The sequence below is a fragment of the Nostoc sp. FACHB-888 genome (assembly GCF_014696655.1).
Taxonomy (GTDB): Bacteria; Cyanobacteriota; Cyanobacteriia; order Cyanobacteriales; family Nostocaceae; genus Nostoc.
Window position 1 is genome coordinate 112,490 of sequence record NZ_JACJQM010000007.1, and the last position, 25,326, is coordinate 137,815.

Below are 25,326 nucleotides of genomic sequence, written 5' to 3' on the forward strand. Positions count from 1 at the left end.
TAATTGCTCTAATTAAACTTATATGCAATTGAATTTAGAATGTATAGTGAAAATACTCAAATTAAATAAATTACCGAATATGATTATCTCAAAATATTTTATTGGTTAAGAAGTGAATAAAATTTATCTCAAAGTTAACACAGACCTTACAGCCTCGCCTCAAGTGTTGTCTTGGTTCGAGCAGATGAATCAACCACCTATTCTCGATAAAAAAATTTGGTGGCAATGTCAAACCCTGATGATGGAAGGCTTTACTAACATCGTTGAACATGCTCACAAAAACTTACCTGTTGAAACTCCTATTGAGATAGAAGCTGTGCGGTTAGATAAATACATAGAAATTCGGATTTGGTCTCAAGGTGAACCCTTTGACTTAGAGGAGAAATTGCAACAAATATGTGAATTTGAGGAGAATGATCAAGGGCGCGGTCGAGGTTTAAAAATCATGTCTGCCATTGCCGATAAGTTAAGTTATGAGCCGACAGTAGATAATCGTTACTGTTTATTTATTAGTAAATATTACTGAATTTACAGCAGTAATTAAGAGTCAGGAATTAAGAGTTCTGATTAGAAATTCTTGAATGCGTTTAAGAAACTCTTCTAACTCTAAGATTAAGTTAGTAGTGCCTCGACGTTCTTTATTGTAAGCTAGTTGTTCTAGTTTTTCTGCTGCTAGATGCATGGTTATAGCTCCAACATTGGCACTAGCACCTTTAATTTGATGGGTTTGGAGCGCTAGTTGCTCATAGTCATTATCTGCGATCGCAATTTTAATTACCTCTAGACGAGGTTGAATATCTTCAACAAATATTTGCAGTAGTTCCAATTCAAATTCTGGGTTGTTTTCTGAGAGTTGATGCAAGCGTTCCCAATCAATTGGGAGGTCAACTGAATCTACATCTGTCATAGAAGCTGTCTGCTCCAAAGCATCTATTTCTTTTTCCCTAAATATCACACTTCCCCAACGCTCTAGCGCCGCAGCCAATTTTTCTTTGATCACCGGCTTGCTCAGATAGTCGTCCATGCCTGCATCGAGACACATTTGTTGATCTTCTTTCATGGCATTAGCTGTCATCGCAATTACTACAGGACAACGACCACTTACAAAGCTGCTTTCTTGCCAACGATGAATTTCTTTTGTAGTTTCAAAACCGTCAAGAACTGGCATTTGGCAATCCATCAGAATTAAATCGTAGGGAATTTTTTCTAATAGCTGCAAGGCTTCTTTCCCATTACCAGCGACATCGGCGCTATAACCCAAGCTTTGGAGTTGCTTCAGGGCAACTTTCTGATTCACTAGATTATCTTCAGCTAAAAGAATTCTAAGTTTGGGGGAGTCAGTGCCAGGAGAATGATAATTGCTGTTATTTTCGTAATTTTTCACTTTTAACTCCTGACTACCGTTAGCATTCGCACAGCGTCTCGTAGAGAAGCGGGGCGTAGCCCATTCTGGCTTTTCTTGTTCCGGCTGCGTTCCTAAAATAGTCATGATGGTATCAAGGAGTCGGGACGGTTTAACAGGTTTGACCAAATAAGCCGCAAATCCTATTTTTAGCGCTCGTTGGATTTCATCTCGTTGATTAGTAGAGGTAAGCATAATCAAAGGTAACCCAGCGATCGCTGGGTTACCTTTAATTTGTTCTCCCAAAGTCATGCCATCCATTTCTGGCATCTGCATATCAATCACAGCAACTTCATAAAGGTTTTTCTGCTTGGCAGCCTCTTGAATAGCTTTAAGAGCAGTAGCAGCCGAAGCAGCCTGATCTACCAGCATTCCCCAACGAGTAGCTTGATGGTGGATGATTTTGCGATTAGTGGTATTATCATCCACTACTAACAAGCGCCGATTATTCAGAAGTCCGCGATCGCCCTTGGCATGGGCAAAGCCATCGCCTTCTGAGGAAAGAGAGTGAAGTTGCTTGGGGAGAGTTACTTCAAACCAAAACTTAGATCCTTTACCCAACTGACTTTCTACGCCAATTTCTCCTCCCATTAAGCTCACTAGTTGCTTACAGATGGCTAATCCTAAACCTGTGCCGCCATATTTGCGGGTGGTGGAAGCATCTACTTGAGTAAATGGCGTAAAGAGTTTGCATTGGTCTTCAGAGGTAATGCCAAGACCAGTATCTGTGATTGTGAAATGGATGGTGACTGTAGTAGAATTTTCCGATCGCAATTCTGCTCGTACTACTACTTCTCCATTGCTGGTGAACTTGATCGCGTTGCTGATCAGGTTCATAAGAATTTGCCGCAGGCGGCCAGCATCACCTTGCAAATAGGTAGGGACATTGGGATAGATTAACGCGGCAATTTCTAATCCCTTATTATGGGCTGGAGGAGCCAATAATTCCAATACCTCTTCCACGCAGGTAGATAAGTCAAAATCTAGAGTTTCTAGTGCCATTTCCCCAGCCTCAAGTTTGGACAGATCCAAAATTTCGTTGATTAGGCTTAAGAGAGCGTCTCCACTAATGCGAATTGTTTCGATAAAATCTCGTTGCTCTGAATTTAGGGGAGTTTCTAACATTAAGCCTGTCATGCCCAATACAGCATTCATCGGAGTTCGGATTTCATGGCTCATATTCGCCAAAAAGGCACTTTTGGTTTTAGAAGCTAATTCAGCTTGTTGACGAGCAACTTCGAGTTCTCGTCGCTGTTGAGTTTCTGCGTTTAACATTTGGGCTTGAGCTAAGGCAATACCTACTTGATCGGCTATTTGCCGTAAAAGATGAGTTTCAAAGCTAGACCATTGGCGGGAACTGCCGCATTGATGGACAATTAGTAAACCGCAGAGTTCTTCTTTGACAAGAATGGGTATGACCAAATTGGACTTGACTCCAAATTGTTGCAGTAATTCTATGTGGCTTTTTTGGACTTCGACTAGATCAAAGTCAGCAAGACCGATATTCCGTTTTTGACGATACTGCTGTAGATAGTACTGCTGTGTATATTCCGCTTGAAAGTAAGCATCAGTGAGCTTTTTGTCTTTGATTGCCAACCAGCCAGAAACTACTGCCTCAACGATAGTGGGTTCAGATGCATCTGCCAAAGGTTGATAAATCAAAACTCGGTCGCTATGGAGAATTTTTTGCACCTCCGTAACGCTGATTTGGAGAATTTCTTTGATTTGTAAAGACTGACGGATCTTGAGGGTGATTTCAGTAAATAGTTGCGATCGCAAGTTTTGCCGTTGAAGTTCTTCTTCTGCCTGCTTGCGCTCAATAAACTGCCCTACTTGCTCACCAATAGAATGCATTACTGTTGCCAAATCCAAGTCAGGTTGTTGAATCTCATTGCTAAAGCAGGTAATGACACCAAGGATTTTTTTACCAGTACGGATCGGAAAACCGAAAGCTCCGTGCAGTTCTGCTTGGGCAGCGATTTGAGAGCGGAGGAAATTCTGATCTTTAACAACATCAGCGATCCAAACAGGTTCTGCACTAGCCCAGACACGACCAGGCAAAGCAATTCCTGGTGCAAAGGTAATCTGTCGACTGAGGATGTCAAATTCTTGCATCTCAAGAGACATCTTATACCATGTATTTTGCAAGGACAGTAGATTTGCTTGTTGATCTACTATCCAAAATTCACTAAAAGTCCATCCCAAACTTTCGCATATTCCTTGGAGAATCTGGGGCATGGCTTCGTTGATTGTAGTTGACTCTGCTAAAACGCGTGTTGTAGAATACTGTGCTTTCAAATGTTGTTCAGTTCGTTTACGTAAACGAAGCTCCTCGTCAACATCGCTGACATCAATACCCGTGGTAACAATGTATTCAACGTTGCCCTCATAGTCTTCCAAGGCAGTATTAGCCCAGGCAATGAGTCGCCGACTGCCATCCTTTGTTACCCAATAGTTTTCGTACTCTTTGGGGCCCTTACCAGATCGTAACTGCTCAAAAACTACTTTAACCATCTCTACCTGTTCAGGAAGTAGAAATAGGTTCCAGAAATGCTTTCCTCTTACCTCATCAAATGAGTAACCAGTTATTTGTTCACAAGCATGATTGAAGCGAAGGATTTGCCCTTGTGTGTCAAGAACTATTACCAAAGCGCTGGCTGTATCAAGGACTGCTGAGATAAAGTTGCGTTCTGTGTTTAGTGTTTCCTCTGTTAATTTACGCTCTGTTACCTCACGAGAAATGAAGTAGTAGACTATAGCCAGAGTCAGAAAACTTAGAAAAATAGCGAAAGCAAGTGTCAAAACCGCGTTTTTAGCACTGGTTTTTGCAACTTGTGACTGCTGTTGAAGCAACTTTTTATCCTCATTCTCTATCTCATGGATGACCTTGCGGATATCATCCATGAGATGTTTTCCCTGATTTGTCTGGATTACCTGCAATGCCGCCTCGAATCCCTGATTTTGACGCAGGTATATAGTCTGCTTGAGTATGGCGAGTTTTGCAGCTATCAGAGATTCCAGGGTTGTAAACTGCTTTTTTTGGCTAGGTTGATCTGCGATTAAATTCTTCAGTTCTGCAATTTTTGGATCGATATTTGTAACTACTGCTTGATAAGGTTCCAGATAACTTTCTTGTCCAGTGAGGATGTAACCGCGTTGTCCAGTCTCAGCATCCTTCATCTCAGACAGTAATTCTTTCAGTTTATTGATTTTTTCTTGGGTTTCTTGTACCTGATTACTAGTATCAATTAATATGCGTGTGTTTTGATAAGAAATCACACCAATCAAAACTAAAATTGCCGATGCTAACCCAAACCCTCCGGCTATTCTTTTAAAAAATTGTTTGCGTCCCTTCTGTGCGTGTTTGCGTGTATGACTCGCCAAGGCTAAACTTGCTAAATTGCGCCGCATTTCTAGTTGCTTGATTACCTGATGGCCCAGAATTCGTAATGCTTCAACTTGTTCTGGAGAGAGGTTTCTTGGTACATGGTCAATTACACAAAGGGTTCCTAATGCATATCCTTCAGGGTTAGTCAGTGGTATGCCAGCATAAAACCGAACATTAGGGCCAGAGGTGACTAGCGGGTTTGTAGCGAACCTTTCGTCTTGTGTGGCATCAGGCACAACAAAAACCTCAGGTTGCAAAATGGCATGGGCGCAGAATGCTACATTTCGAGGTGTTTCTAGGGCATCCAAACCAACTTTTGACTTGAACCACTGGCGATCGCTATCAACTAAACTGATTAAGGCAATGGGAGTTCCACAAATATATGAAGCTAAAAGGGTGAGGTCGTCAAAGGCAGCTTCTGGACTAGTATCGAGGATTTTATACTCCAAAAGGGATTCGATTCGCTGTGCTTCGTTATCAGGTAATGGTGCTTTCATTTTTAAGGCTTATACAATTTGGATTTTAGATTTTAGATTTGAAATTATTTATAGGGTTTACCTCGTGCCCTCTGCCTCCTGCCTCCTGCCTTCTAAAATTTGACCCGCAACTGCCCTGTCAAGGAATTACCACCGTAGGCACTTCCCCCTGTTTCTTGGTTTCGGACATTACTAAAGCTATAGCCAAGGTCTGCCTCTATATTTGGTGAAACCTTTACCGTACAGCGCGTTTGATAGGTATAGGCGTTGTCAAATTCTCCTTTAAGTCGCTGCTGTCCTAAATTTGCAGCGAGACGACAGCGTAGGAAATTAGCAATATCTCCTTCCCAAGCCACCTCAGCGTTGTAAACTAAAAAATCTGGTGGAGAAAAATAGCCACTTGTGCTTTCTAAATTGCGATCAAAACTCCAATTGAATAAGTTAGCTGCCAGAGAAAACTGTCCAAACTTGCGCTCTAACCTATTAAATGACTGCACCTCAGAATTACCATCGTTGTAACTACCCAAACGTAATGAAGAGAACAAGCTGGTGTTGCGGTCAATCTGCCAGTATAAATCAGGCCCAAATCGCCAAGAAGTAATTTGATTGTCTAAAGTTCGGGCATTAGATTTATAAGGCCCTTGTTCTAAATTGCCTGATAATATTACTGCCGATAGCAATTGACCGGATGACGAAACTCGCGGCGGCGAAATGGGAACCTCCACCTTAGCATTGAGATTAATAGCTGTAGGTAAACGATTGAACACATCGACTCCGGCTGCTGTTCGCAGAGTCGCTTGCCCAATTTTTCCCTGCCATCCAACCTGTAAGGGAAAATTGGTAACTGATTCAACACCGCGTTGCTCAAAGAAGTTAAAACCTGTTTTGAAAAATATTTTATTGCCATTATTCAATCGAAACTGAACCGTTGGTTCAAAAAATAAATTGGTTTGGCCAAAGTTGTCTGTGTCATAGCGATAGTCCGTATAAATACTTTCCAAAACTGCATCCGGCGTTTTTGGTTCGCTGGAAGTTGTTGGTGGACTAGAATTCTGCGGTGCTTCTGGTTGCGCTGGCGGTAATCGCAGATCAGGATTAAAGTTTTCGGGTGCCGCCATCAAAATAGGTTTTGGCTTTAATGGATAGGGTAACGGCATCGAAAATTCTAAATCACCAAAGTTCAGTTTGCCAGACACTCGCGGACTCGCTAACGCTGTACTATGGGCCCAAGTTAGCGCTCTGAAATCTCTGTGGATTCTAAGTTTTGAGTCTTGCTCTGCTGACTCAGCATTTACTTTGGTGACTTGCTCGGTCAATTCTGAAGGTGGTTTCCAGGTCTGATGTGCTTGGCCAGCTTGTAACTTAGCTTCTGATAATGTCCAAATACCTGTGCTACAAATGACTCCCAATTGAATCTGTAAGCAACCCAAAACCAACTCAGTGAATAAACTATATCGGGAAAAAAAGAGATAACGTCTAAAACTATCTACCATAGGTCGATACTATAGTTGTATAATAAAAAACTTGCTGCCAAAGAATTATATGGCTGCTAGCTGATGTATTCGGCTTGGGATTATGATGCCCACAATCTATGCTTGTTGAGACATGGCAAAGAAAAAAGGCTTTGCTTTTATAAGGTGAAGGCGAGACAGAAGTATATAGATAAGCTGTTACGCATTTAATTTGCACATTGAGATCGCAGGGGGGCAGGGGGCAGGGAGCAGGGGAGAGGGTTTGCAGCTTTTATCACCATAAAAATGGTGCAATTTAAATGACGATTAGCTTAAGTCACCGAGTTTAATTACCTAAAACCAAAAAAACCTCACCCTGTCCTATCGGACATCCCTTTCCTTGGTAAGGAGAGGGACAGGTTTTGCTTAAGCAAAACCAGGGCGAGGTATCTCAGAGGCTATGCGATAAATCGTAAATAGCCTCACCAAAGACTTGTGTACACACCGTAGAAAGGGTTGGGGAGATGTGGGGCAACTCTCAAGGGCTTGTGTGTACACCGTAGCCTATCTGCCGGGAATCACGATAGCAGATTTCTGAGATTTGGCGGGATCTTCGAGTTAATAGTTACTGTGATTTTGACGAGATGCCAACTGTTCTTGTTGAGTCTGCTGTTTTCATCTCAGAGTTTTCAGCATCGTCAACCTCAAGAGTTCGGAGCAATTCTCGAACTACATCTGTTGCTGGCCTTCCTGTCGAAGCGCAGTAAGATTTAAGTTTGTTCATTTCTTCGGTTGTGAGATTTACTGTCAGTCGTTTAACAGCCCATTTTTTATTCATAATCGCCTTTCGTCTTTAATATGTTTCTTTTAGCCGAAATCACCAAGTCATCAAGATTGCTCCCGCAATGCATAACCTACACCACGCACTGTATGAATCAAACGCTTTTCCTTATTGTCTTCTAATTTTAATCGCAGATAACGAATATATACCTCAATGATATTAGAATCACCCATGAAGTCGTAACCCCAAACTTTCTCTAAAATTTGGTTTCTAGTAAACACCTGACGCGGATGTGAGAGGAGATATTCTAATAAGTCAAACTCTTTTGCTGTTAACTCAATGCTTCGTTTTCCCCGAAAAACTTCACGGGTGCGGCGATTTAAGCTTAAATCTTCAAATTGCAACAAATCCTCGTCTGTTTCTTGGGTGCGTCGGAGATGGGCGCGAATTCTGGCTAATAGTTCCTCAATGCTGAAGGGCTTAACTACATAATCATCGGCTCCTGCATCTAATCCTGCCACGCGATCGCTCACTTCATCTTTTGCTGTCAACAAAATTACTGGTACTGTGCTACCTGTTGCTCGCAAACGGCGACAAATTTCTAAACCTGTCAAACCTGGGAGCATCCAATCTAGAATCGCTAAATCTGGCGATGAGTCTCGCGCCAGGGTTAAACCAGCAATACCATCATGGGCTACGCTGACTGTGTATCCTTCGCTACTAAGTTCTAATTCGACAAATCTTGCCAGTTTAACTTCATCTTCTACCACAAGGATATGTGCTGTCATAAATTTGCTCCTAGAGCAGGTAATGTGAAAATAAAAGTGCTACCGTAACCTGGTTTTGAAAGGATGGTAACTTTGCCTCCCATACCTTTTACCAGATGTTTCACTATCGATAAAACCAACTTGTCCAGATAGTCTCTGAATAGAGTTATAGTTTTTGCTGAGAAAACGGTAATTTTATAGATAATGTTTTTTTATCATATTGTTAGCAAATATTTTATAAAAATATTATTTTTTAAATCTCAGAAAAATTTAATTTATGAGTCAGCCTGTTCTCATATTCATGGATGAATCTATTAATTACAGGTTCTTACTCCATGTTGAGCCATTGATTCATCTAAAAGCGAGCATTTCATCATGAAAGTTTTATTTGTCGGTAGTTTATCTGCTTTAGTACTTACCATGTTTGCTACGGCTTTAGCTACACCTGTAAAAGAACATCAGTCAAATTTGGATACACATATACTATCCCAAGTAAACTTCAAGTTTAACGTTCCTCATATTACGAGTTCTGGCATCCGAAATGATACTCATTTTATCAGATTAGCTGTAAAGGGAATGTCTCTGCAAAACCTAATAATTTCTCTACCAAGTCAGATGGAACGCTTTAATGGAGTTCGGATTACAGACCAATCTGGTAAAGAAATTGCAGCTAAGATGGAGATTAGTAAAGAACGTTTGTTAATCACCTTTGACCAACCGATAGCTCCTGATAATTCTTTAGAGGTGGAGCTAATAGGTGTGCGAAGGAAGAGTTTAGGCGGGAATATACTACTCTATGGAGTAAGCGGTCAAAGAGTTGGGTTGATGGGAGAAATCCCAATTGGAACAGCCAGAATTGATATTCCTGAGAAAGGTTAGAATTATTTCCGGTTTATGGAGCAATACGGTTAATGATATTTGGCTCTCGAACCTCCCCTCTTAACTCCCCTTTAAAAGGGGACTCTAATTTTTTTATTAAAAAAGTTTTTATTAAAAAAGAGGGTTGGCTTAATTTCTTCCTTTTAACAAAGTATGTTCAGTTTAATTCTCCAGCAAGACAGGCAGCAAGTTTTGTAACGGGGATTTAACCCCGACACAAAATGTAATTGCGTTAGCGCAGCGTTAGCGACGTAGGAGCGTCATTGCGAATTGCGAATTGCGAATTGGTTTAAAGTCCCGTTAGGTTAGGTAGAACTGCTATATGTAGGTAAACTGATTGTAAAGGTACTCCCTTCTCCTAACTTAGATTGTACATTTACATTACCCCCCATACCTTCTACAAGTGTCTTGACAATAGATAAACCCAAACCACAGCCCGCAGTAGCATGAGAGCGGGATTCATCTACACGGTAAAATCTCTCAAATATCCGTGCTTGCTGTTGCAAAGGGATGCCATAGCCTTTGTCACAAACTTGAATAATTGCTTTGTCTTGAAGTTTATTTAATTTGAATATTATTGGTGTATCAGCTTCAGAATACTTAACAGCGTTATCAATTAAATTTAATAATACTTGTTTGAGGCGGCTGTAGTCTGCTTTTATCTCTATTGGATAAACTTTTGACTCGATTTTAATTATGCGATCGCTATATGTTTCTGCCATCATTACAACTTCTTCAACCAAGTCATTTAGCACATAAGATTTCATTTGGAAGTATAAGTAACCGCTATCGGCTCGTGCTAAATCAAGTAAATCTTGTAGCAGACGGATAGTGCGTTCAGCTTCCGATGCAGCAGTTTCTAAAGCTTCTTGTTGGGTTGGGGTTAAGTTATTCTGCCTTCGTAATACGCTTTGCAAATAACCATGTACAATCGTCAAAGGTGTACGTAATTCGTGAGAAACATTACTCACAAATTCTTGCTCTTGCTCCCATGCTTGCGAGAGGCGCGATAACAGCATAGTTAAGGTTTGAGCTAATTCTTTGACTTCGCTTGGTGCATTATGAAGATGTAGCTGCGCTTGTCCTAAATCTTCAGCAGAAATCACAGAAGCCATTTGATTTAGCTGGCGCAAGGGTTGCAGAGAATGCTTAATATAAAATGCGATCGCAGATGTTAATACAATAATTGCCAAAATACTAGTAATACCTAAACTTTGCACCATTAACACAAACATTTTCTGTTCGCGGGTAATATCCTTTAGTATAAATAACTCACCCAACAACTTACCCTGCACTTGCACAGAAGTACCATATAAAACAAAGTAGTTTTGGTTAACTTTGTAAACTTGTGGTTTAATCGGCATCTCAGTCAGGGACATCAACTCAGCTACTGTAGCCTCAGATAATAAATTTAAATGAGCAGATTTTACTAAAATTTTATTATCAGAACTTTTTAGCCATAATAATGTGTTGGTATTTGCTAAATTATCAATAGCCTTTTGCAACCCAGTTTCAAGTTGCATCATTTCACTATAAATTTGCAAATCTTGCGGCAAGCGCTTGGCGATTTCTTCTATATTATATTTATGACTATCAACTAAAATTTGCTGCATTTTCCAACTAGTCCATGTAGCTAGGCTACCTAATACCAAAGCTGAAAATGCTGCAATACCAAGCGTGAGGCGTGACTGTAATGAAAAGGGGTCTATATTTATCCATTTTTTTTTGATTTGCTTCACTGTTTTGGTTGCGTCTTAGGTCTTTAATAAGGTTGTATCAATAAAATTAGGCTGCTAAATGTAAAGTTAGTATCAACTGCTACATATTTAGTTATAGCTAATTTTAACTTACCTTTATTGCATACCCACAGTGAAAGCGACAGCCATTCCAAAAATATTGCTATTTTTATTTCATCGCTCTCTCAACTATGCAAATCTTTGTCTAATAATAAGTTAAGTGAATTTACTAGTAGTTAAATTAATTTCTGATGAGAATCACCTGAAACTTTCTACTTTTGTATGTTTTCTTGTTTGAGTACAATCGCTAAAAGTCTATCTTGCTCGTTTAATAAAGATAGTATAGTATGGAAAATTTTTGATGTAATTCTAAATAGGTAACAAATCGATAGTTATTTAGTGCATCAAATTTCTGTCGCCAACCAAGCACGCAAAACCTCTGCCACTGTCCACGCTTGGGCAATACATCCCCGTGGAGCCATAGGAGCATCACCATCGAAAATTTCACTGAGACTGCCAACACCGTGTGCAGTCAGATGATTAGCCATTGGTTCCAAAAATTGACGAGCCTGCTCAGGATTTTTGTAAACGCGCAGGTGTGCTAAGACAAACGGCCCTAACAACCAACCCCAAACTGTTCCCTGGTGATAAGCTCCATCGCGTTGATACTGATTACCTCCGTATTCACCCTTGTACTGAGAATGGTTGGAAGCGAGCGGGAGTCCTACGGACACGCTACGCGATCGCAATCCATGAGAAGTCAGTAACATTCGTCCGCAAGCTTCCACCACACTCCTTTGCTGGAGAGGTGTAAGGGGGCTTTCTGGTAATGAAACAGTAAATATTTGGTTAGGTCGCAACAACGAATCATCACCATCAGGGCTGTCTATAACGTCATAGCAATAACCTGTATTCTCATTCCAGAAGCGAGAAAATCTATACTGAACCCGGTCTGCCATTGCCTGATATTCTTGGTGTGGTTTACCAAGCTGACGGGCAAACTTTGCCATCGTCCGTAAAGCATTATACCAAAGGGCATTAACTTCAATTGGTTTGCCAATTCGGGGCGTAACTACCCAATCGCCAACTTTGGCATCCATCCAGGTTAGTTGTACACCTGCCACACCTGCATAAAGTAAGCCATCGGCTGCATCAAGGTGAATGTTGTAGCGTGTACCGCGACAGTGCCAATTAATGATGTCTGCAAGCACTGGAAACAGTTCAGCCAGCAAATTATCATCGTCCGTAGCGCTGTAGTAAGCGCGGACTGCTTCAAAGTACCAGAGAGTGGCATCAACTGTATTATATTCTGGTTGCTCACCCGCATCGGGAAAGCGATTCGGCAACATTCCTTGGTCTACATATTTGGCAAAGGTGCGAAGAATTGAGCGTGCTACCTCTGGGCGACCAGTCGAAATTGTCAAACCCGGTAGACTAATCATTGTGTCGCGTCCCCAGTCGCCAAACCAGTGATAACCAGCAATGATAGTTTTACTGTGGGGGTTTTCTGGCAATGGGCGGTCAACAATAAATTGGTCAGCAGCTAGTATCAGGTGCTTGATCCAGGCGGGTGATTCTTTAGTGTTGAGGGGCCGATTACTATTCCAAAGTCCTGTTAGTTTCTGCTCTTGAGCGCGACGTAACTTAAGTGCGGCTTCGCCATTGAGATTTGATTGTTTTTCTGTGGTGGCTACAAATGCGATTGTGTCCCCAGGATTCAGTGTAACTTCAAAAGTCGCAGCGTGGAGATGGTCTTCTTTATCTATCAATCCCCGATAACGTTCAACAGCCAAGTCAAAGCCATGATACCAATCGTGGGCAACAGCACAGCTATCGTCTAAAGGCGAATCACTAAACAGATACAGTGGTACACCATCTGGATAAGCAGTTACACAAATCCCCTGTTCCACCTGTTCAACAGACATCTGCCAACCATTGCTTTGAGTGTCGCTGTGATAATCACGGTAGTTGACCAATGCTTTGAGTGTCAACTTCAGAGGTTGGGTGGCACGACGCAGAGTATATTGGACATAGGTTGTATTCGGGTTGAGTCGATGGGGGATATTATTCCCCGCACCTCTCAGTTAAATCTGGGCGTGCGACTTTCACCGCACCCAGCTTCCGATGTTCTTAGCTTGCGCTTTTGCTCATGTGTTTGTAATCATGGCAACTCTCATGAATTGCTTCCAGATTATTTTTCTTCCAGTTGGCGTGATTTCCGTCGATGTGATGCAGATGAATCCGTTCTTCATCGATGAATTTTAGACCGCAGGAAGCACATCTATGGTTTTGCTCCTTAAGGGCTTTAGAGGTTTCGCTGTCATAGAGCTTACTTTTACGTTCACTCCAGTAGGCTGTATCTCTGTCATAGGGGGATTTTACTCCTTTGACCATGACGTGTTTATTTTCGGAGTAGGAAACTTTTGGGAATGCTTTGTCTAGTAATTTCTTGCTAGAGTGGCGGTTTTGCTTGGTTTCCTTGTTAAATACCGTGTAGGTTCTTGTTTCGATGTGGTATAACGAGTTTCTTGACCCGTCCATCTTACAGAACTTATGGTAATTTCTCCAGCCTCTAACTACCGGGGCTAGTTTCTTAGCCTTTGTGGTAGCACCATAATTCGAGTTGTTGACGATGTATTTTACTTTCTTGCGAAAAGCTTTGAAGTTGTCCACTGAGGGAGTACTTTTGAACTTTCCGTTTTTCTGGACTTTGAAGTGCCAGCCGAGAAAATTAAACCCATCTGTCGCGGCGGTGACTTTGGTCTTCTTTTGGCTTACATTCATTCCGCGTTTGCGGAGGAACTCGCTGATTCTTTCAAGTATCTCTGTCGCATCATCTTGGGGGCGGAGTATAATAACCATGTCATCCGCGTATCGGATTGATGGCTCGACAATTCTATTTTCTGGAGTGTTGTCTGTGATATTTCTACCGGATTTGTATCCGATATGATATCTATGTATACTCTCAATCCCGTTGAGTGCAATATTTGCTAGTAATGGGCTGACCACTCCCCCTTGTGGGGTTCCTTGTTCAGGAAATTCTGGATTTACTCCTGCCTTGAGGCATCGGAATATACCGAGTTTTAAGCCTTTAGGGGCAATGAGTTCGTCCATAATTGCTGAGTGGTTAATCCTGTCGAAGCACTTTTCGATATCGAGTTCAATTACTCGTTTTTCTATTCCATTGGTCTTGGAGTTAAGGTTGTTATAGATGTGCTTTTGTGCATCGTGGGCAGAGCGCCCAGTTCTGAACCCGTAGCTCCTAGCGTGGAAAGTGGCTTCGTGTGCTGGTTCAAGTGCGTATTTCGCTAGGCATTGCCAAGCTCTATCGGCGATGGTTGGTATCTTTAACATTCTGGTAGTCCCGTCCTTCTTGGGAATAGGGATTTCCCGTTGTCCTTGATGCTTCCAATTTCCACTGTTCATTTTCAGTAGTTCTTCAAGGATGAAGCGTTCTTCAAATGAGAGGGATTTCTTACCATCAATACCAGCCGTCTTTTTGCCAGCATTTAGCTGAGATACAAGTCTAATTGCAAGAAATCGAGCCGAGGTGGATTTTAGAATAAGCTTTTGGAGTAACCTGGCTTTCCGCTTGTCTCCAACTTGAACAGCTTTATACACGCGCTTTTGAAGGCGGAATAGATTTCGGCGGAATTTCTTCCACGGTAGGGCTACCCAAGATTCACTAGTTATGTAACTGTGTCTAATCATTTTCTCTTCTAGAGTTTGTGTATTCTGAACACCTCAGACCAATTACGGTCTGTCCTACCCGAATTGTGGGGATTCCTCCGCTCGTCTGGACTACTTGGGGTTCGACTGCCCCTCGACCCACAACTCGTTTTTATTCGTTCCCTCGGAGAGATTGATTGTTCCGTTAGATGTAGCCACTTCGACTACTGGATTCCCTAGACTCTTGCCGTTAACAACGCGAGAATAGCGGCGGGAATAATCTCCAGTGGGGTCAGGGATTTTGTGTTGCGCCCTGCCTTGCAATAAGTCGCTTTTCTAGGCTCTGTTTCATCATAGGAACTCCCTGTTAGCGCCAGTGTCAACCCGCAACGGTCGTCTGATTGCGCCCTGTTCCCAGCTTCACTCTACAAGAACCGAGCTTGTTCGGTGTGGGCAGATAAGGAGTCAATTCTGAGTCTGAATGGCAAGACTTGCACTTGCATCTGACCGAGAGTTCAGCCTTTAATGACAGTGATCTGCTGTCGGGCTGGATTAGTTATTTACGGGCTGATTACCGTGATTCACTAATCAACGAGTCGCACCGCCTTGTTGCATCCACACCCGTTTTTCTAACAAAGCATCAGCAACAGCAAAACGCCATAGAGGAATTGTACCTTCCAAGGAAAAGCGTTCAATATTTTGATAACCGTGGGGACTGACGATACCATCTGCCCAACGATTGGTATATATAGAATAAGAGCGAGTATCATACAGAACAGTTTCATCTAGTTTTGCCAGCATTAAAGTGCGACCCAAAGGTGGTTTTAATGCTGCTACCAGTAGTCCGTGATAGCGCCGAGTCAATAAACCTGCCACAGTCCCAGAGGCGTAACCACCAATACCGTTAGTAACTAACCACTCCCGCGATTCTGCAATGTCAAGATTGCCGCAGGTTTCCCGCCCAAATTCAATACACATAAGAGAGCAATTTTCGGTTAATCCCAACTAAAATCTTACCTGCTAATCAGTGTCTAAAGTGGTCATTTAGGTGCAAAATTCTGTGAATTCTTTGGACCAAAAGATGACGAGTTTGGGCAACCAGCACTTGCAATAATTAGTTGGTTTGCAGATGAAACAAATGGGTATTGGTTCGAGCTAATTCCTGAAGCAGTTAGAGCATTTAATCGTTTTTACCTCAAAGCTGCTTAATCAAAATGTTAATTTTATTTAACTTATGAGCCTTATAGTCAAAATTTAAGTTACTAAATTTATTTAATTTTATTAACTCATTTAGTTAGCGATCGCTTGTAGTGATATTAAAGAAAGGGCACAGAGGTACCACTAAATTAAAAATTTAGTGGTCGATTAAGCAGTGGAGAATACAGAAGATCACACTGAATGCAATTATGAATTATATTGATTGATTATTTGGATTTTAACTACTCAAATTGGCAGCACCAAAAGTAGCATTGAATTTGCGACACCAGATAGCGGCAGATTTGTAATCTGCTAAATTGATATTGCTAGGAATAGAATATGTTTGAGCACCGCTATATTTTTTTAAGGGAGCAATAATGATATAATCTCCACTTTTTAAAGGATAAGATGGTGGCTTAGTTGAACCAATTACGTTATTTGAACGATGCAAAACTACTACTAAATCCGGGCCTAATTCAGAAGTTTTAAACGACTGTTCAAGCTCTAGAAATGATTTACCGTTTTTTGTGGTAATACTAACTCTTCCTTGAGTTGTATGTTCTCCAGAAACAAAAGTGCCTGACTTGATAGCAGTTGACTCCTGAGATTGTGCTGAGAGGGCTAAAGACTTCGCCGGAGTTGAAGATGCAGGAACAGATGTATTCACAGCGATTGGACTTTCATTCAACTGATTACTTGATACTTTTCGGGCACAGCTAATCATGATAATAGAAAACAAACTTAGTATTAATAAATATCTAATTTTCATGATTCATTCCTAAATACATCAATCAATAAACTAATTATTGCTTAAATAATAAGTCTAAAGATGATAAATATCTAAGAATTAATCTCTAAAAAGCTGATATTTACTTGAGAAAGTTCTTATGGATTTCTCAGCAAAATTTAAACTTTGACTCTCTAAGTACTTATACTTATAGTTTATCACGGAGCATTTAATATCAATTAAATACTTTTTATGCTACACTGACAATACTTAGATTGTTAACAGAGATTTGGGAAAATAATTCACGCAGGCGTTGGGGCGTTTATCATCCCATCTTTAAAAAGAGTGGGTTTTCCTAACGCCTGTTTATAAAATTATTTCATATTTAATTTTTATAAATAGTTGCTTTTTTTAATATCACTAATCAATTCATCAATCCTTGATTGAGTCGTATTCCAAGAACACATAAAACGTACTCCCCCCACACCAATAAATGTATAAAACTGCCAGTTATTTGCTTTTAATGCATGAATGACTTGTTCAGGTAGTTTAACAAACACAGCATTGGCTTCTCTAGGAAACATCAAGTCAACATTTTCTATGTTCAATAATTTATTTTCTAAGTATTCAGCACATTGATTGGCGTGTCTGGCGTTTTTTAGCCAAGCACCAGTTTCTAATAAACCCAACCAGGGAGCAGAGATAAACCGCATTTTTGAGGCTAGCTGACCTGCTTGCTTACATCGATAATCAAAATCCTCTGCTAAGTCTTTGTTGAAGAAAAGAATGGCTTCACCTAATGCCATTCCATTCTTTGTACCACAAAAGCACAACACATCTACTCCACTTTTCCAAGTAATTTCAGCAGGGGTTTTATTCATAGCAGCAACTGCATTTGCAAAACGAGCGCCATCCATGTGGATCTTTAAGTTATACTTTTTTGCAACTTCTTGAATTTCTAGAAGTTCTTCAATAGAATATAAAGTTCCTAATTCAGTTGATTGCGTGATGCTAATAACTTTAGGTTTGGGATAATGAATATCAGTCCGTTTAGTGACTATTGTCTCTATAGATTCTGATGTTAACTTGCCATTTATACCATGAGCTAGTAACAGTTTAGAGCCATTAGACGCAAATTCAGGTGCGCCACATTCATCTGTTTCTATGTGAGATGTTTCATGACAAATGACGCTGTGATATGACTGACAAAGGGCTGCTAAAGATAAAGAATTCGCGGCTGTACCATTAAAAGTAAAAAATACTTCACAATCAATCTCAAAGAGTTCCCGAAAATAATCTGTGGCTTTTTGAGTCCACTCATCATTTCCATAGGCTGGAACACTACCTTGATTTGCCCTAATCATATATTCGAGTGCTTCTGGACAAATTCCAGAATAATTATCACTTGCAAACTGTTCTAATTGGCTAATCATAATCTTTAGTTTAATTTTTATCAGTGATTATAATATTAGTGAATATTTTATAAATTTGGCAACTACAAAATTGACGGGGGATGTTATATAGATTTTCGCTTGAGTGAGTTAAGCTGATGCGCGCCTAAATTGTATAAAAATCCTTTACGGTCGTTAACTCTTAACTGTTGACGGTTAACGGTTAACGGTTATTAGTCATCAGTCATCAGCTTTCATGTAAATGTTTAAGTTAAATACGTAACAGCTTACAATAACTCCACCCCCAACCCCCTCCTGCAAGTGAGGAGCTTGCTCTGATGTACCTCATGTGATTAGGAAACGCTATATTAATCTCTCAAACGATCTAATAACTCGGCTAATTGCAATAACTTATGATGGTAGTAAACTAGATATTTATCTAGCTCTAATTAATCATTTGTGAATAATAAAATTTCCGAGTTTTTTAAAAAATCAGGAAGCTGAACCTTTTGATTTTTAAGAAATTAAATATAGCGATTCTCATTTACGTAAGGTACACCTGTAAGGGCACGGTACTGCCGTGCCCCTATACCTCGCAATATAATCTTGTGCTGCATTTGAATGGGAACCACTCAATTCGCAATTCGCAATTACGTTTTGTGTCGGGGTCTAAATCCCCGTCACAAAACGCGCTGCTTGATAGAAACAGAGGACTTAAACCCCTGAACTAGGTTAAATATTGCAAACAACTAAGTATTATGCTAAAAAAATAAATTTTGCTAATTAAAATGCTAATTATATACTTATAATGTACCATAAAATGCCCGACCAATAACTATAACATCACTATTGGGCATATTTGTCCTTTAAAGGTACGTATTGGGAAACCCTGTCCCTTAGCACTGGCTCACCAATGACTAATGACTAATAACTAATGACTGAACCATTGATTGAACTGAAAGGTGTTTCTAAGTCCTTTGGTAGCCATAAAGTTCTAGATAATGTAGACTTGACCATTTATCGGGGAGAAGCACTGGGGATTATTGGCCCATCAGGGACTGGTAAATCAACAATTTTACGGGTAATCGCGGGGTTACTTACTCCCGATGAAGGGGAAATTTATGTGCAAGGAGTGCGGCGAGACGGTTTGATTGAGGATGGTGGCCAGCAGGTTGGCATTGGCATGGTGTTTCAGCAGGCGGCGCTATTTGATTCGCTGACGGTGGAGGAAAATGTGGGATTTTTACTTTATCAAAATTCCAAGCTACCGCGATCGCGTATTCAAGAATTGGTAAAAGAAAAATTGGAGATGGTAGGTTTGCCAGAAATAAGCGACCTCTACCCAGCTGAACTTTCCGGGGGAATGCGAAAACGGGTAAGTTTTGCCCGTGCGATTATGTCTAACCCCGATAATCCTTCAGAAACCCCAGAAGTTCTACTATACGATGAACCAACAGCCGGACTCGATCCCATTGCCTCAACAGTAATCGAAGATTTGATCCGCCATTTGCAATGTTTACATGGAGTTTGTAGCACCTATGCTGTTGTTACCCACCAAGACAGCACTATGCGCCGTACAGCTGATAGACTTATATTTCTCTATGAAGGTAGAGTGCAATGGCAGGGTACAGTTAGTGAAACATACAACACAGAACATCCCTTGATTAGACAATTTCTCAGTGGAAGTGTAAAAGGGCCGATTCAAGTCGTCGGTTAGAAAGTGAAAAATGAGAAGTGAGGAGTTAGGGGTTAAAAGTGAAGAGTTAAGAATGAGGGATTAAAAGTTAACGCGATGTGCAACTTATTATTAAAACCCTTCTCCAAACCTCTCCCCTGCAAAGAGAGAGGTTTTGATTCTTGCTCCCCTTCCCTTGTAGGGAAGGGGTTGGGGGTTAGGTTTGAGAGAAAGCTGCACACGGCGTAAGTTAAGAATGAAGAGTGAGAGTTAAATTCAACTCCTAACTCCTAATTCTTAACTCCTAATTCTTAACTCCTAACTCCCAACTCCTAACTCCCAACTCCTAACTAATTATTGGGTGGAGGCAAAAAAATGCGAGGTCTTATGACAAGCCGCTTCGCGTCTGGGCGAACATTTAGAGAAGGCTCTGTGGGGTTGTTAATCCTGCTAGGAATAGGGGTATTTGGATTACTCTTTCTGTGGTTAAATAGATTCACTGCTGCTGGACGTGCATACAAAGTTATCGTGGAATTTGCTAACGCTGGCGGAATGCAAAAGGGAGCAACAGTTCGCTATCGAGGCGTTAAGGTAGGAACTATTTCCCAGGTGCGACCAGGGCCAAATGCCGTTGATGTAGAGATTGAAATTGCCAAAACTGACTTAATTCTCCCCCGGAATGTAGTGGTTGAAGCTAATCAGAGCGGACTAATTAGCGAAAGTATTATCGACATCACACCAAAAGCAACATTACCTACTGGGGTTGTAATTGCTAAACCCCTAGATAAAAATTGTGATCCCAGCCTTATAATTTGTAATGGCTCTCGGTTAAAAGGTCAGGTTGGCATCAGTGTTGATGAACTAATTCGCAGTTCAACTGAGGTAGCTGCTGTATACAGTAACCCTAAATTTTATACAAATGTCAATAGGGTTTTAGAAACTACCACAAGCGCAGCATCCAGTTTTACTGAGCTAAGTCAGGATTTACAAGGTTTGACCAAAAGCTTGCGACAACAACTAAATACATTTTCAGCCACTGCTAATTCAGTGCAACGAGCGACAAACCAACTTAATGCATCCGCGATTCAAACTTCAAATCAAGTCGGTGCAACTGCAACTCAAGCAACTCGTTTGCTGAACAACCTGGATAACCTGTTGACAACAAATCGTTCGGCGCTGGTTGGTGCTTTAAACAATATCACCGAAACCAGTAACCAACTGCGTGTTACAGTCGGTAGCTTATCACCATCTGTGAATCGGTTAACTCAAGGACAATTACTCAACAATCTAGAAGCTCTTTCAGCAAATGCAGCACAAGCCTCAGCTAATTTACGCGATGCTTCTAAAACCTTAAACGATCCCAAGAATGCGGTGCTACTGCAACAAACTTTAGATTCAGCACGAGTAACGTTTGAAAATAGCCAAAAAATTACATCTGATTTGGATGAGTTGACAGGTGATCCTACTTTCCGGCAAAATTTGCGGCAATTGGTGAATGGTCTAAGTGGTTTAGTATCTTCTACACAACAGATGCAGCAACAAGTACAAGTTGCTACTACTTTAGATTCGGTGAAAACTGCTGTGAGCAAACCAAAAAATTTGGTTCCTACCCCAGCACCAACCCAGCAGGCGATGTCTAATGAAAAGTCCTTACCTGTGGATTTAACTAATCCCCCACTTGCTAATTTTGAAAGTGCCGACACAAACCTTCAACCAACCCCTAGCCCATCTATCCCTAACTCATCCCAAGAGAACCTGTTGAAGCAGTTGCGGGAGTATGGTAAGCAACGGGAGCAACTAGAGACTGGAAAATAGGCAATACAGCTTTACCGAATTTTAGATTTTAAATTTTGGAAGTTCCTAAGAGATGGGAGAAGCAGGCTACTTGCTTCTCCCATATTACGTAATTATTCATTTTTAACCAGTCAAGAATGGTATACCACCTCTGCAAACTATCAAACTTCATAATTTATCAAGTGCAACATTCATCCTTCAGATTCTAGTAGAACTTCATCGGGTACTTCGTGCCTACGAATTCTTCTACATGCTCTACTTCCCCCAAAGCAGTAAAAGCTATTGTAAAGAATGTTGCTGTGATCTGCGCGATCGCTAGTTGTTATTTTTTGGTCAGGTCGGGGAATTCTATTAATAGGATTCAGTAATTCGTGCAGCGTTGACCAGAGAAAGGCTTCCCGTAGGATAGCAACTGATATTGGTTGTTGTGGGTTTATTTGAACTGTGTTGTAAAAATATTTTAAGTTTTGAGGATCGGCTGATGGATAAATCAATTATTCAGTTGGTTGACGAATTACCAACTGACAATATCACTGTCAAAGTTTTAAAAGCTCTTGATTATGTAGCACCGGGTGAGTGGAGCAATTTGACGGGATTTGAGAATAATATTCGTAGCATTACAGGAGAAAGCGATGCTAAGTTAATTCAAAAAATCCGCGATCGCGCTGTTGTTTTATACGAAGATCCTCAACAAGGCTACCAGTTCGCAATTAAACTTTATCAAACAATTGATAAGGCAGACACAGCTATGGCAACAGCAGCTTTAGCAAATAAAGTTAGTGAGAAAATCGGCTTTCTCTCTTTTTTAGGCAAAATTACTCCTAAAGCTGACGTAACTCAATCCATTGACTTACTACTGAAAATCACCGTTGAGATCATTGCTTTTTGCAAACTAAATGGTATTCCTCAACCGAATCCCCAAGAGTTTGCTAATTCCCTCGCTAACAACTATCAAAATGCATCGCTAATGCGGATGGTAGCTCTAGTTTGCCTAGATGGAATTCTGCCCTTAGGCCCCGACTTTCTTAGCAAAATTCACGGAGTTATTAGTGGTACTGATACTGGCGCAATAACTCAAAATCCGGTTTTCTTAGCTATCAATAACTTTTTACCTGGTAGTAACCCCTCTGATAAAGTTGGTTTTATCAGTCAGAGTTTCAACTCTGTACAAGGTTGGATGGATAACTTAGTATCCAAAACAGGCATAACACCGCAATCAATTTCTAGTAATTTGGGTAACTTTATTCAGATTGCTGATGATAATTTAGATTTAGTAGCAGCATTCCTAGATCAAACTACCAATTACTACGAACATACGGGAATTCAGACTGTAGCTCGCAGCTTGATTTTGCAAGCCTATACTTTAGTCAAAGAGGAAATTAAACAAGAGCAACAAAAACCTATCCAAGATGTTAAATCTGCTGTTAAGCCAGATAACAATCAGTATGAACTCAGCAAAACAGTAGAAGTTTGGGATAGTGAGGAGGAAGATTGGTATCAGGGAACAATTGAGAAAATCCAAGATGACCAATTCTTTGTTCATTACCTTGGTTACGGTTCATCTTATGACGAGTGGGTAGGCGAAGATGACATTCGGACTCGCGATCTTCGCTCTACAGATGACAATGGATATGCAGTGGGTCAAAAGGTAAAGTGTTGGGATGATGACCAAGAGGCTTGGTATTCTGCAACAATTGAGCAAATCCAAGGTCAGCAATACTTTCTTCACTACATTGGTTATGACTCATCCTATGATGAGTGGGTTGATAGCGACGAAATTTCCTAACTGTTGAATTAGCACGGGGCCGGCGAGAGCAATATCTCCGATGGGCTATTCGGTGTCGCGCTTTGTGTTAATCTGTAGTACTTTTAAAAATTACGAATTATATCATATCCCCTTGATTGCTTAAACCCGAAGAACCCCACCCCGCCAAAGCTACGCTTTGTCTCCCCTCCCCGCATGCGGGGAGGGGTTCTTTTATTATGGGTAATTTGACAGACAGGAGATTACAAATTATTTTGACACTTGCGCTACGATATCCCCTATTGCCTTTGTGCAATGTATGTGAGGAGTAGTACAGGTCAAAAACATGACAGAAGAGTTTAATACAGAGCGTGCAGAGAATCTGGTTGCGATCGCAGATCAATTCGCTAGGGTGGGGAAAGTTACAGACGTTAAAGCATTTGGAAGTGGTAATATCAATGACACCTTTTTGGCGACTCTAGATTCTTCAGAAGAGCAACATTTTGTCCTGCAACGCATCAACACGCAGGTATTTCGGCAGCCAAAACTGATTATGCAGAATATGCGTACCTTCACTGAGCATATCCACAAACGGTTACAGCACAGCCCCCTAAATCGTCGCTGGGAAGTGCCACGCGTACTCTTGACCAAGAATGCTCAAGACCACTGGAGGGATGCAAACGGCTCTTTTTGGCGGGCGATCAGCTTTATTGAAGGCTCCCAGTCTTTCGATACTATGCGCGATCGCTCACACGCGAAAGAAATCGGTTACGCCCTGGGGATGTTCCACAATTTGATCAGCGATTTGCCACCAGAAAAACTCGCCGATACCCTTCAAGGATTTCATATTACACCGCTTTATCTCCAGCATTACGAGGAAGTGTTGGCAAAAACTACTGCGTGTCAATCTTCGGAAGTTAATTATTGCTTGCAGTTTGTTAGCGATCGCCAAACCTTTGCACATATCCTAGAAAATGCCAAAGTTGAAGGCAAGCTACCTTTGCGTCTGATGCACGGCGATCCAAAAATCAATAACGTGATGTTTGACACTGCTACCCAGCAAGCCGTCAGCGTCATCGACCTCGACACTGTTAAACCCGGTCTGGTACATTACGATATTGGTGATTGCCTGCGATCGGGTTGCAATCCGGCTGGAGAAGAAACCGAAAATTGGGAAAGTATTTATTTTGATACTGATTTGTGTCAAGAAATCCTAAAAGGTTATCTCTCGGTGGCAAAGGCGTTTCTCACCGAAAATGACTATGCATATATATACGATGCAATTCGCCTCATCGCCTTTGAACTAGGATTGAGATTTTTTGCTGATTATTTAGCAGGGAATGTCTACTTTAAAGTTAAGCACCCAGAACATAACTTGGTAAGAGCGATCGTCCAGTTTAAGCTTACCGAAAGCATTGAGTCCCGAGAAACGCAAATTTGCAACATTATTAAAGATATGAAATGAACCAGCAGACATTTTCCCTACAACCCTTTCCTTCTACAAAATCCCTGCCTAATTTGAAAATTGCAGGTAATATTGCCAGAAATGGTAATAAACTTACCATCTGCTTTATGCTTGGAGGCGATTTAAAAGAAATCGTAATTCCTTCACCATCAAACATACCATCACGCAAGCACGAATTGTGGCAAGACACTTGCTTTGAGTTTTTCCTTAGCATCAAAGATTCTGCACGGTATTGGGAATTCAACCTCTCCCCCGCCGGACATTGGAATGTTTATCGTTTGGATGGCTACCGTCAAGGAATGCAAGAGGAAACAGCTTTTGAAAACCTACCGTTTAATGTTCAAAATAAATCCGATGGTTTAACACTTGCGTTAGATGTTGATTTAAATAAAATTATCTCGGCAGAACAAGCTATTGAAGTTGCCATTACGACTGTCATCAAAGATAAAGATGGTGAGATAACTTACTGGGCGTTAACTCATCGAGGCGCAGAGGCTGACTTTCATCTGCGGGATAGTTTCATAGTTGAGTTGTGCTAGTAGTAGATCAGTTAATTAAACTAGTAGAGCTAAGTACAACTTTTCATTAATTGGTAGCGAATCCTCCACGTACCTTTGCGCTTACCTCTGCGCCCCTCTGCGTTTAAATTTCAACCCTCAATTTGCCCCGTCAGCAAAGAGTAAAGGCAATTTTAAAAAATATACCTGTTTCAAATCGCCGCTTGAATATTTTAAAAGTGCGATCGCACTAGTACCGCAAGACGGAAGTCAAAAGTATTATAGAA

Annotated in this window: 18 protein-coding genes and 2 pseudogenes; 7 read left to right on the forward strand and 13 right to left on the reverse strand. The window is 41.0% G+C overall.

All coding sequences use genetic code 11. The annotated features are described in order from the left end of the window. Positions 1-112: 112 nt before the first annotated feature. Complete coding sequence (locus H6G26_RS06925; RefSeq protein ID WP_190728540.1) at positions 113-526, forward strand: ATP-binding protein; 414 nt, start codon at positions 113-115, stop codon at positions 524-526. A gap of 21 nt (positions 527-547) precedes the next feature. Here the strand turns inward: H6G26_RS06925 and H6G26_RS06930 are convergent, their stop codons facing one another. From H6G26_RS06930 to H6G26_RS44210, 5 genes are all read right to left on the reverse strand, one after another. Next, the gene (locus H6G26_RS06930; RefSeq protein ID WP_190728541.1) at positions 548-5,287 is read right to left on the reverse strand and encodes a response regulator; all 4,740 of its coding nucleotides are present in this window, start codon (positions 5,285-5,287) and stop codon (positions 548-550) included. 92 nt (positions 5,288-5,379) lie between these two features. Next, positions 5,380-6,759 (reverse strand): BCSC C-terminal domain-containing protein, encoded by a 1,380-nt coding sequence (locus H6G26_RS06935; protein ID WP_190728542.1) that lies wholly within the window; start codon positions 6,757-6,759, stop codon positions 5,380-5,382. Positions 6,760-7,342: 583 nt separating this feature from the next. Further along, positions 7,343-7,555 (reverse strand): CopG family transcriptional regulator, encoded by a 213-nt coding sequence (locus tag H6G26_RS06940; RefSeq protein ID WP_190728543.1) that lies wholly within the window; start codon positions 7,553-7,555, stop codon positions 7,343-7,345. A gap of 50 nt (positions 7,556-7,605) precedes the next feature. After that, the gene (locus H6G26_RS06945) at positions 7,606-8,286 is read right to left on the reverse strand and encodes a response regulator transcription factor (protein WP_190728544.1); all 681 of its coding nucleotides are present in this window, start codon (positions 8,284-8,286) and stop codon (positions 7,606-7,608) included. Further along, positions 8,283-8,405 (reverse strand): ATP-binding protein, encoded by a 123-nt coding sequence (locus H6G26_RS44210; protein WP_347242439.1) that lies wholly within the window; start codon positions 8,403-8,405, stop codon positions 8,283-8,285. Before H6G26_RS44210 ends, H6G26_RS06945 begins: the two co-directional genes overlap by 4 nt. A gap of 235 nt (positions 8,406-8,640) precedes the next feature. On the opposite strand from H6G26_RS44210, the gene H6G26_RS06950 reads away from it, so the two are divergent. Continuing rightward, the gene (locus tag H6G26_RS06950) at positions 8,641-9,144 is read left to right on the forward strand and encodes a DUF2808 domain-containing protein (protein ID WP_190728545.1); all 504 of its coding nucleotides are present in this window, start codon (positions 8,641-8,643) and stop codon (positions 9,142-9,144) included. Between the two features lie 305 nt (positions 9,145-9,449). Here H6G26_RS06950 and H6G26_RS06955 read toward each other — a convergent pair whose 3' ends face one another. The 7 genes and pseudogenes from H6G26_RS06955 to H6G26_RS06985 all read right to left on the reverse strand — a co-directional run bounded on the left by H6G26_RS06955 (position 9,450) and on the right by H6G26_RS06985 (position 17,906). Next, positions 9,450-10,883: an ATP-binding protein gene (locus H6G26_RS06955; protein WP_190728546.1), complete on the reverse strand. Its 1,434-nt coding sequence runs from the start codon at positions 10,881-10,883 to the stop codon at positions 9,450-9,452. Positions 10,884-11,284: 401 nt separating this feature from the next. After that, a pseudogene (locus H6G26_RS06960) lies at positions 11,285-12,922 on the reverse strand (amylo-alpha-1,6-glucosidase); the annotation flags it as partial. 88 nt (positions 12,923-13,010) lie between these two features. Beyond that, positions 13,011-14,591 (reverse strand): reverse transcriptase domain-containing protein, encoded by a 1,581-nt coding sequence (locus tag H6G26_RS06965; protein WP_190728547.1) that lies wholly within the window; start codon positions 14,589-14,591, stop codon positions 13,011-13,013. A gap of 90 nt (positions 14,592-14,681) precedes the next feature. Further along, a complete protein-coding gene (locus tag H6G26_RS06970; RefSeq protein WP_190728548.1) occupies positions 14,682-14,873 on the reverse strand; it encodes a hypothetical protein in 192 nt (63 codons plus the stop codon). A gap of 279 nt (positions 14,874-15,152) precedes the next feature. Further along, positions 15,153-15,527, reverse strand: a pseudogene (locus H6G26_RS06975) (glycogen debranching enzyme N-terminal domain-containing protein); the annotation flags it as partial. Positions 15,528-15,984: 457 nt separating this feature from the next. After that, the gene (locus H6G26_RS06980; protein ID WP_190728549.1) at positions 15,985-16,515 is read right to left on the reverse strand and encodes a DM13 domain-containing protein; all 531 of its coding nucleotides are present in this window, start codon (positions 16,513-16,515) and stop codon (positions 15,985-15,987) included. A gap of 350 nt (positions 16,516-16,865) precedes the next feature. Next, positions 16,866-17,906 carry a low specificity L-threonine aldolase gene (locus H6G26_RS06985; protein WP_190728550.1) on the reverse strand — a complete coding sequence of 347 codons (1,041 nt, stop codon included), beginning with the start codon at positions 17,904-17,906 and terminating at the stop codon, positions 16,866-16,868. 892 nt (positions 17,907-18,798) lie between these two features. On the opposite strand from H6G26_RS06985, the gene H6G26_RS06990 reads away from it, so the two are divergent. Then, on the forward strand, positions 18,799-19,581 hold the full coding sequence (locus tag H6G26_RS06990) for an ABC transporter ATP-binding protein (protein ID WP_190728551.1): 783 nt from the start codon (positions 18,799-18,801) through the stop codon (positions 19,579-19,581). Positions 19,582-19,914: 333 nt separating this feature from the next. Further along, positions 19,915-21,354, forward strand: coding sequence for an MlaD family protein (locus H6G26_RS06995; RefSeq protein WP_190728552.1), 1,440 nt, complete (start codon positions 19,915-19,917; stop codon positions 21,352-21,354). A gap of 170 nt (positions 21,355-21,524) precedes the next feature. Here the strand turns inward: H6G26_RS06995 and H6G26_RS07000 are convergent, their stop codons facing one another. After that, positions 21,525-21,827 carry a hypothetical protein gene (locus H6G26_RS07000; RefSeq protein ID WP_190728553.1) on the reverse strand — a complete coding sequence of 101 codons (303 nt, stop codon included), beginning with the start codon at positions 21,825-21,827 and terminating at the stop codon, positions 21,525-21,527. On the opposite strand from H6G26_RS07000, the gene H6G26_RS07005 reads away from it, so the two are divergent. The 3 genes from H6G26_RS07005 to H6G26_RS07015 all read left to right on the forward strand — a co-directional run bounded on the left by H6G26_RS07005 (position 21,815) and on the right by H6G26_RS07015 (position 25,081). Further along, positions 21,815-23,119, forward strand: coding sequence for a Tudor-knot domain-containing protein (locus tag H6G26_RS07005; RefSeq protein WP_190728554.1), 1,305 nt, complete (start codon positions 21,815-21,817; stop codon positions 23,117-23,119). The two genes, H6G26_RS07000 and H6G26_RS07005, sit on opposite strands and share 13 nt — an antisense overlap. 304 nt (positions 23,120-23,423) lie before the next feature. Further along, positions 23,424-24,542 carry an aminoglycoside phosphotransferase family protein gene (locus H6G26_RS07010; protein WP_190728555.1) on the forward strand — a complete coding sequence of 373 codons (1,119 nt, stop codon included), beginning with the start codon at positions 23,424-23,426 and terminating at the stop codon, positions 24,540-24,542. After that, positions 24,539-25,081 (forward strand): DOMON-like domain-containing protein, encoded by a 543-nt coding sequence (locus tag H6G26_RS07015; protein WP_190728556.1) that lies wholly within the window; start codon positions 24,539-24,541, stop codon positions 25,079-25,081. The genes H6G26_RS07010 and H6G26_RS07015 overlap by 4 nt, the downstream gene beginning before the upstream one ends. The last annotated feature ends 245 nt before the right edge of the window (positions 25,082-25,326 follow it).